Annotated in this window: 6 protein-coding genes and 2 pseudogenes; 3 read left to right on the plus strand and 5 right to left on the minus strand. The window is 39.6% G+C overall.

From position 1 onward, the window contains the following. Window positions 1–2: 2 nt before the first annotated feature. The 5 genes and pseudogenes from DBR39_RS18730 to DBR39_RS18755 all read right to left on the minus strand — a co-directional run bounded on the left by DBR39_RS18730 (window position 3) and on the right by DBR39_RS18755 (window position 4,483). Window positions 3–416 carry a hypothetical protein gene (locus DBR39_RS18730; protein ID WP_124535632.1) on the minus strand — a complete coding sequence of 138 codons (414 nt, stop codon included), beginning with the start codon at window positions 414–416 and terminating at the stop codon, window positions 3–5. A gap of 58 nt (window positions 417–474) precedes the next feature. Next, window positions 475–624 (minus strand): annotated as a pseudogene (locus DBR39_RS24490) (alpha/beta hydrolase); the annotation flags it as partial. Between the two features lie 115 nt (window positions 625–739). Then, complete coding sequence (locus DBR39_RS18740; RefSeq protein ID WP_124535635.1) at window positions 740–2,548, minus strand: reverse transcriptase/maturase family protein; 1,809 nt, start codon at window positions 2,546–2,548, stop codon at window positions 740–742. Window positions 2,549–3,113: 565 nt separating this feature from the next. Further along, window positions 3,114–4,037: pseudogene (locus DBR39_RS18750) on the minus strand (DUF932 domain-containing protein); the annotation flags it as partial. Window positions 4,038–4,087: 50 nt separating this feature from the next. Beyond that, window positions 4,088–4,483, minus strand: a complete 396-nt coding sequence (locus tag DBR39_RS18755; RefSeq protein WP_124535639.1) for a single-stranded DNA-binding protein — start codon at window positions 4,481–4,483, stop codon at window positions 4,088–4,090. Window positions 4,484–5,618: 1,135 nt separating this feature from the next. Here DBR39_RS18755 and DBR39_RS18760 point away from each other — a divergent pair. The 3 genes from DBR39_RS18760 to DBR39_RS18770 all read left to right on the plus strand — a co-directional run bounded on the left by DBR39_RS18760 (window position 5,619) and on the right by DBR39_RS18770 (window position 8,111). Continuing rightward, the gene (locus DBR39_RS18760) at window positions 5,619–6,407 is read left to right on the plus strand and encodes a phospholipase D-like domain-containing protein (RefSeq protein WP_124535641.1); all 789 of its coding nucleotides are present in this window, start codon (window positions 5,619–5,621) and stop codon (window positions 6,405–6,407) included. Window positions 6,408–6,510: 103 nt separating this feature from the next. Beyond that, window positions 6,511–7,110 carry a hypothetical protein gene (locus tag DBR39_RS18765; RefSeq protein ID WP_124535643.1) on the plus strand — a complete coding sequence of 200 codons (600 nt, stop codon included), beginning with the start codon at window positions 6,511–6,513 and terminating at the stop codon, window positions 7,108–7,110. Between the two features lie 74 nt (window positions 7,111–7,184). Beyond that, on the plus strand, window positions 7,185–8,111 hold the full coding sequence (locus DBR39_RS18770) for a toll/interleukin-1 receptor domain-containing protein (protein WP_228447870.1): 927 nt from the start codon (window positions 7,185–7,187) through the stop codon (window positions 8,109–8,111). Window positions 8,112–8,333: the final 222 nt, after the last annotated feature.

Genomic DNA, 8,333 nt, shown 5'->3' on the forward strand with positions numbered 1-8,333 from the left:
TTTTAAGGTTTCTTTTTAAAGTCGATGGTGACGACCTTGTCGTCCCCGAAATAGAGTTCTATTGCCAGTCTCAGCATGGGTGGTAAGTCCTGCGAACCTGCCAGTCTGATCAGACAGTGGATACCAAAAACGCTGTTGTCCTGATAGAAAAATTGGTCAGCAAAAATCCTCGGGTTTCTGTAAAGAAGAATACCAAATTTTTCGATTGTCTGCTCGGCATTTTCTACAAGCATGTACCAATAATCAGCACTTGCAACGCAATTGGGTGGCCACGCTTTTCTGATATCCTGCTCCTTTTCCCGCAGGTGTGCTATTTCAGTTTTTATAAAGTCGCTCAACGTTCCAAGGTGATCGGGGAAAAGCCTTGCCACTGCAAACGCCCTTTCCGTGTTGTTCATTTCTGTTAATGCTTTCATGATCGTGTGTTTTAAGTAGGTGGCAGTTTTTACAATCCTGCCACCTTTTAAGATTTGCTTAATTCAATTGAAAGATGTCCGTTCCTATCTTCTCAAATGAAGTGCAGAGGTCAAACGCCTTCTGTGATTTGAGCTGTGCAGTACCACCAAGAACAATGCTCTGTAACTTCGCTTCGCCGTCCTTGTAATTGCGGACATTCTGAAAGTAACGTGGGATAAGCACCTGACGCCTTATCATATTTCTATGACAGGTTTTCCTGAACTCTCCCCCGAACCGTACGTACATGTCTCCATGTATACGGCTCTCCACTAATATCCGCAGTCTATCCACCATCATGAATTTTTCTGTGGCAACCATGGCAAACCGCCATAGTTTTTCTTCTCCTTGCTATCATTACCAATTTCCACGGTTCCTTACCCGTGACATCTTTTAGCTTTCTGACGTGATGCATTTCAAGTTGCTCTGTGCTTCCGCACAATTCACATTTTTCTGCTTTTAATCTGTCAATAAGGCTTGTTACCGACCTTGTGTAATAAGTATCAGGAAGCATATCCATTGAAATATTCGCAATGGCTTCTCTGTTTTTCCTGAAACCATTATTATAGAAGACTACCTTTTTCATCTGCCCTTTTTTATTCTTGTAGAATACGGTGAAGTCCTTATTGTGCATGTACTTATCAAGTATCTTAGGGATAGTTGACTTGTATTTTGCTGCAAAGGTTTTGTACATACTGTATTCCATGATGTAGGCAAATGAATCAATCCTTTTACAGTTATCAGCTATTGAGTAGTAATTGTAAAACCCTCTGATTTCAGCGTTATGCCTGTTCAGTATTTCAAGGTCATCATTGTTGATGAGCTGTGGTCTTCGGACTGGTCTCCAATGCTCTTTGCCTTTATGAGTTACTATTTTCAGTGTTCTGTAGTGCAATAGTTTATTTCGCACTGTTTCTTCGGACACTTTTAACACAACTCTTTTGTTATAGGCTCTTTTAAGGAAACCATTTTTATCTCTCCTGCGTAGATTTGAACGCTGTACATAGATTTGAAAACCGAGAAAAGATGCGGGCTTTCCAGTATGGGTAATCAGTGTTTTTTCTTCGGAAAGAGTGAGCTTAAGTTTTTCATCAAGGAACAATTTGATATCCTCTTTGATATTTTTGCACTCTTCCTTGCTTCCAATTATCCCAATCAGGAAGTCGTCTGCATATCTTACGTATTTCAGTCTTCTGTATCCTGCGTCCATCTCGTCACATCGAGGGATTTGTAACCTGTCCATTTCTACCTTTCTGATTTGCTCCTTTAGGATTTTCTTTTGATATTCTTCTTTTTCCTGTTTCAGTTTTCCAAGCAAGTAAGATTTACGATGTTCATTACTTTTGGCTTCTTTTGTTATCCTACGTTTGACCCCTTTGTCGAATTTGGAGATATATTCCTTGACGTATTTATCAAGTTTATCCAAATAGATGTTCGCCAATATGGGACTGATTATACCTCCCTGTGGAGTTCCGCTGTAGGTTTTATGGTACATTCTGTCCTCCATATAGCCTGCATTCAGAAACTTCCGTATCAGTCGGATGAACCTGTCGTCTTTGATTCGTTCTTTGAGTATGTCAATAAGTACATTATGGCTGATATTATCGAAAAAGCCTTTAATATCTCCTTCAATAAACCATGCAGTACCACTGAATGTCTTTTTAATTTCAATTAATGCAGTATGGCAACTACGTTTGGGTCTGAAACCGTGAGAGCTGTTCTCAAACTGCTTCTCGAATATGGCTTCAAGTATCATACGTAGTGTTTCCTGTACCAATTTGTCATCAAAAGATGGAATGCCCAAAGGACGTTTCTGTCCATTTTTCTTGGCGATATACACCCTCTTTGAAGGGTTTGGCTGATAACTCTCATCTTTGAGTTTGTCTATTAACCCCTCAATTCTCGATAGGCTCATACTGTCAATGGTCTTGCCATCTGAACCTTCGGTCATGTTGCCTTCCTTCGCATAAATGCGTTGGTAAGCCTCGTAGAACAACTCCTTATTGAATAGGAGCCTGTAAAGCCTTTCGTACTTATAACCAGTATTCTTACTGTGCACTGATAGACTGTTTAATACTAATTCCGGATTTCTCATAATGTCTCTCACATTTTCCATTGTTTGTACTAAAAGATATTAGCTGTCTCCCTTCGCCATGTACAAGGCTTTCCCTTGCTCGGACTACTACGGAGACTCCGTTGCCATATCGGATATTCAAGGGTCTGCACCCCATAGCCACGCCAGTGGCATTCCGAATTAGGCAATCCCCGTTTAGATGTGTGATAACATAGCTTAAACAGATTGTCGGATATGACTTGTCCTTTTCTACTTACTGTAGTTGTGCCGTACCTTGTTCTTGCTCTCCTTCCTGACAGGACAGAAAAAGAGTGGTACAGTATGACGATTTCAGTTGTCTTACGCCATAGCTACGCCGATTGCCACTCAGACTATCATTCAATCAGATTCGATTTTATCCTCATATCTGTTTCTTTCATCTCCCCATTCAGTCGCAACCTGACAACTGGTTGACTTATGGTTTTACCGACATGCTATACTCCCCGTTTGGTTTCCCATTCGGATAAGTCGGTTGATCATAGGTTTCAAAGAACACTAACCTAATACCTTGCTAATGGTATATTTATCACACACCCAGTACGGGCGCACCAGTAACGGCATTATATGCTCCGAACAGGGTTCCTTTGGTCGTTTCCAGTTGCTGTGTGTCGTTCATCATCGCATAGGCAAAGGCATCATCCACGGTATTTTTGAACATTGTTGAGAGTTCGTCTTCCGCACCTTTTTTGAGCAGGTTATATGATTCCTTGTTCGGGCATAAGGCGAGCTGTATTAGTTTTCTGACCTCGCTGTCCTTTACTTTGATCGTTGACCAATGGTTGAAAATACCGTCCATCTGCGTGGTCATATTATTCGCCAGTCCCATTACTTTGTGTGCATCGTTGAGCCGTTGTTTAGCACCTGCGGTATGTTTGATGCGTACAACGTTGCTCATATTTCTCAGCGAAGCATTCAGCGTATTCTGACAGACGATACGGATCGGAGTGAAGGCAGCCGTTATGCTTCCGCTTCCGTCATGGCTTGTGGTCAGGAAGATGTATTTTTCAATGACATCGTCTGAATTTCCGATGCGGATATAGTTGGGAAGCTTTGCGGTGATGAATATGCGTTCGCCCTGTCCGAGTGCCCCGGCGGTTTCGTAAAGTATTCCACTGCCACCGCCTACGATAGAATCAAAAAATGAAAAGGCATCTTTATTCTGTACGATATGGTAGTCTTTACCCACTACACCGAGTACGGTATTGTTATCCGTGCGGATATTGGCAAAATAGTTAGGCACTTCAATTTCAGTGTCCTGTATAACGATGCCGTCAGAAATTTCCACTATGCCCGAACCTTTGGTATAGAGAGGGCTTTTTTGCACCTCGTAGTCCAGTCCTGCGTGTCTGATTGCTTCGGCACTGGTCGGGTAGTCCTGCACGATCTGCCCCAAGCCGTGCCAAGCCTTTTCCTTAACACTGAAAAATGAATATCTGCCCGTTCTATTGTTGAAATTTAAATTATGTCCCATGATTTCTATTTGTTAAAGGGTTAAAATGATTTGATTTAGCGCTGTCCTGCTTAGAATGGGAGGTCGTCTTTTTCGTCCTCCTTTGCAGGACTGACGTTCTGCTGTTTGTTACTGACCTGTACGGAATCTTTTTCCGATGCTGTTCCCCATGCGGGTTTGATATTGGAGGTTGTGAAGTTCAGCCCTGCTTTTAGGTTGCCGTCCTTTCCAGTCCACGCCCTTGCGCTGATCTGCCCCGTTAGTTCGACATATAACCCCTGTTTGAGCCAAGAAACTGGCTTTGCGCTTCGCCAGTAGGCACATTCAATAAAAGCGGTGTTGTCCACCCATTCCCCTTGTCTGTTTTTGTAGCCGTCATTTACCGCTACACTGAAGTTTACCACTTCCTTGCCTGTTGTTGTTTTACTGACCGTTGCATCTTGTGTCAGTCTTCCTGAAATGTTCATAACTTTTTGTTTTAGTTGTTCTACAATCCTGTTAAGTTTTTCATTCTTCCTGTCCTGCTGAGCCTCGGCCCCGAATCATTTTTTTCAAAAGAAAAAACAGGAAAAAAAAGAAAGTCAATCAGTAAATCGGGCAATTGCAGTAAGGCAAAAGGAAACGGAATAAAGGATGGGATAGGGGGCGGCATGTGTTTATGCCGTAGTCTTTTGCGGGATGTGGGTTGGCTGCACGATGTAACTTTGAATGTCTTTTTCGACTGTTCTTTTGATAAAAAGTGATTTCCAAATTCTTATCCACCAAAAATCTTCACGAGGTATAACGCTACTGTTATTCCATAGGTAATTGAAAGGTGACTGCCCCCGGACAGGACCTGGACAACTTTCGATTTGCTATGATGGGCGGCATAAAAAAGCTCTTTTTCGCTCAGGTTTTGCGGTGGAAGAAATGTGCTTTTCGGGAGGGGAAGGCTCTCAAGCTTAATGAAAACAGTAAAATAATATTTGGATACTTTTTCGACCGTTCTTCGCTAAAAGTGAATGTTAAGAACTGATTTCTCAAAAGAATAAAGGCATTTATAAAAAAATGTTATTCCATAGGTAATTGAAAGGTGAATGCTTCTCGGGCTGTAATTGGACAGCTTTCAATTTGCAATGAAGGGGGGTAAAAAAGCTCTTTTCCGCTTAGATTTTCGATGAAAGAAATGTGCTTTGCCGTGAATCGGAAGAAGCTTAGGGCTTATCTGAAAACAGTGATTTAAAAAAAATATGACTTCGCGTGAGGGATTGACGTGGAAAGCCCGCAGGAACGAGGATTTGTAGCACAAAGCCCGCTGCTTTAAGGCACACGCTAGCGAAAGAGAAAAGCAGGTTCCCTTATTCTCCAGATCACATAATAGTTATTTATAGAGGATACGCTCCGTATAATTTTTCTAGTGCAAGGATTCTTTAGGATAACATTGGTAAAACTTCTCTGGATCAGTACCTGACTTCTGAATGGAAGCCCTTATGTTCTTTCATATTTTAAAAATCTAGGGAATACAGTTTTTGAAAAAGTAAATTGTTATCTTGCATTACGAGTTAACTGGTGCTGCAACCGCACAATAAAATATAGACCATCTTAAAATTATTTTGATTAAAAATGAAAATTACGCCATTTGCAATAGGTAAGCTTACACCGTTTATAATTGACGGCAGAACAGGTCGGGAAATTATCAGTCTCTTCAATAAATTTGGATTTAGGGATGTTTCTGATGAAAAGGGGCTGCCTGATATCGGTAAGGCCAATGCCCAACGTCCTTCAAGGACAGAGTTTGCGCAGAATAGGTTAGGAGAGCTAAACGATAATCATTCATTGCGTGAGCTGCTTAATGACTGTATAAAGCATAACACAGCTTTAGTTCCAGAATTCCAAAAGATACTGGAGCCTGAAAAATATGGAATTATATATGTTAATGGCGAATATAATGTGCAGGGCGGTGTCGTTGTCAAAGCGCCGCCAGTTGTAAACCAAGCTCATTTCCAGGATATTCAAAATAGAATCCTGGATGCACTGGATAGTGCTGAAGTTTCTATCACACTTGTAATAGCCTGGTTTACAAATAAAGTGTTATTTCAGAAAATTTTGGAAAAGCAGATGCAGGGCGTGGAAGTAAAAATTGCAATCTATGATGATGGAATCAACAAAAAGCATGGTGTTGACATTGATCTTGTCCCAAATGTAAGGTTAAAGAGAGGGATTAGAGGAGGATTGATGCACAATAAATTTTGTGTTATCGATAATCAAGTCGTCATAACAGGATCTTATAACTGGTCTGATAATGCAGAATTTAAGAACGACGAAAATGTGACTGTTGAATATGATCCTAAGCAGGCTACAAGGTACTCAGTTGAATATAGAAGACTAACAACTTGGCAAGCATCAAAGTAGCGCGAAGGATAGTTGGAATTTATGAGAATGTTCATTACTCCAAATATCTATTATGATTATTTAAAGTTCGAATACGTATATTTAAATCATAAAATCTAATTATATGACTGAAGGAATTTTTGGTTTATTGGGAGTATTAATCGGTTCTTTTATAACCTGGTACCAGAATTCGAGATCTCAAAAAAAAGAGGCGGAAAAAAATGCAAGGTATCTCGCAATAAGAATTGTCTGTGTTTTGGATAGATATCTGCAGGAGTGTGTTGATGTTGTTAAAGATGACGGGCTAGACTGTGGTCAAAGAATGCCGGATGGCTGTCTCAAACCCCAGGTAAAAATCCCGTCGCCTCTAATTTATCCGGATGATGTGGACTGGAAAAGTATAGATCCCGAACTAATGTTCAAATTACTCTCTTTCCCTTCGGAAATTGAAGAAGGAAACAGAATGATAAATTTTGCCGGAGAAATTGCCGGTCCTCCGGATTACGAAGAATGGTTCGTAGAGAGAAAGGTTTCTTACAGTCAGTTCGGTTTAATGGCTTTCAAAATGTCTGAAGAGCTGGCAGACAGATATCATATCAAAAAGAAAACCTATAATAACTGGAATCCGGTCACTGATCTCACCGGCGAATTAAAGTCAGCCTTAAAAGACCAGAAAAAATTAGAAGAAGAGCAAAGAGAAATTATAAAAAGAATTTTAGGATAACTGAAAATTTTTCATTTTAAACTCCTCTACTAATTTGATTTTTTTAACTTTAGAATCAACATTAAATTCATATTATGTCAGAAATTCCCCCAAAAGTATTTATTTCATATTCTCATGATAATGATCAGCATAAAGAATGGGTCCTTCAGTTAGCAACAAGGCTAAGATCCAATGGCGTAGATGTTATTTTGGATCGATGGAACTTAACATTAGGTTCCAGCCTTTCGCTGTTTATGGAAAAGGGGCTTTCAAGTGCAAACAGGGTTATCGCTATATGCTCTGATATCTATACTAAAAAGGCTAATGAAGGAAAAGGTGGTGCAGGATATGAAAAACAGATTTTTACAAATGACCTAATTTCTGATCAGAATACCGACTATATAATCCCGCTTATCAAGAATAATACAGAACGGATCCTTCCAACAAGTCTTAAAGGACGCATGTACATAAATTTTGACGATGTTGCACTGTATGAAGCAAGATATGAAGAATTACTTCGAAATTTATTAGGCGAGGTTGCTTTGCCTATTCCCGTTATTGGTAAAAATCCCTTCGAGAATATAAAAGCTTTCCAAGCCCAGAAAACGTTTGTTCCTAAATCTGAAAAGTATCTTTCACCTGCTACAAGTGGCACAGTTTCATTTGACTATTCAAACAACGACGGTATTTATGCTATTGGACAGCATGAACTACAGTTTCATATCAAGTTTTCGAAGGCAAGTAAAGAGAGAATACACATTTATAATGACACTGTTTTAACCGTAGCTGCAGTAAAGGACGTAGATGAAATTAACCAGATCGAAGATGCCCGCAATTACGATACGTCTTCTAGAGCTAGAACGATTTCCAGAGGACAGATTGCAGTATTTCAGAACAGAAGTGGTTTTTTTGCCGCTATCAAAATTAAGGATATCGACGATGATAGTAGAGGTGATAAAAATGACCAGGTAATTTTTGATTATGTAATCCAAACCAATGGAACACCAATATTTAAAGAATAGATTTAGCCATAATATCACTATAAGAATTTCACATTAACCACTGGATTTAATCTGATGCTTATAAACTTAATCCTTATTCAGAGAATTCTGATTCCACTAGACGAAATATTATAAATCACAAAACTAAATAGCTTAAATCATAAAAAAGCCCATATTGATTAACGATCAGTCTTCTTTAACATGTGCATTAAGTTATATAAAATCTGATTATCCGTTTATGCA

The organism is Chryseobacterium sp. KBW03 (assembly GCF_003852415.1).
GTDB lineage: Bacteria > Bacteroidota > Bacteroidia > Flavobacteriales > Weeksellaceae > Chryseobacterium > Chryseobacterium viscerum.

Coding starts and splice junctions, on each gene's coding strand:
- DBR39_RS18730 (WP_124535632.1), bottom strand. CDS start 416: ATGAAAGCATTAACAGAAATGAACAACACGGAAAGGGCGTTTGCAGTG.
- DBR39_RS18740 (WP_124535635.1), bottom strand. CDS start 2,548: ATGAGAAATCCGGAATTAGTATTAAACAGTCTATCAGTGCACAGTAAG.
- DBR39_RS18755 (WP_124535639.1), bottom strand. CDS start 4,483: ATGAACATTTCAGGAAGACTGACACAAGATGCAACGGTCAGTAAAACA.
- DBR39_RS18760 (WP_124535641.1), top strand. CDS start 5,619: ATGAAAATTACGCCATTTGCAATAGGTAAGCTTACACCGTTTATAATT.
- DBR39_RS18765 (WP_124535643.1), top strand. CDS start 6,511: ATGACTGAAGGAATTTTTGGTTTATTGGGAGTATTAATCGGTTCTTTT.
- DBR39_RS18770 (WP_228447870.1), top strand. CDS start 7,185: ATGTCAGAAATTCCCCCAAAAGTATTTATTTCATATTCTCATGATAAT.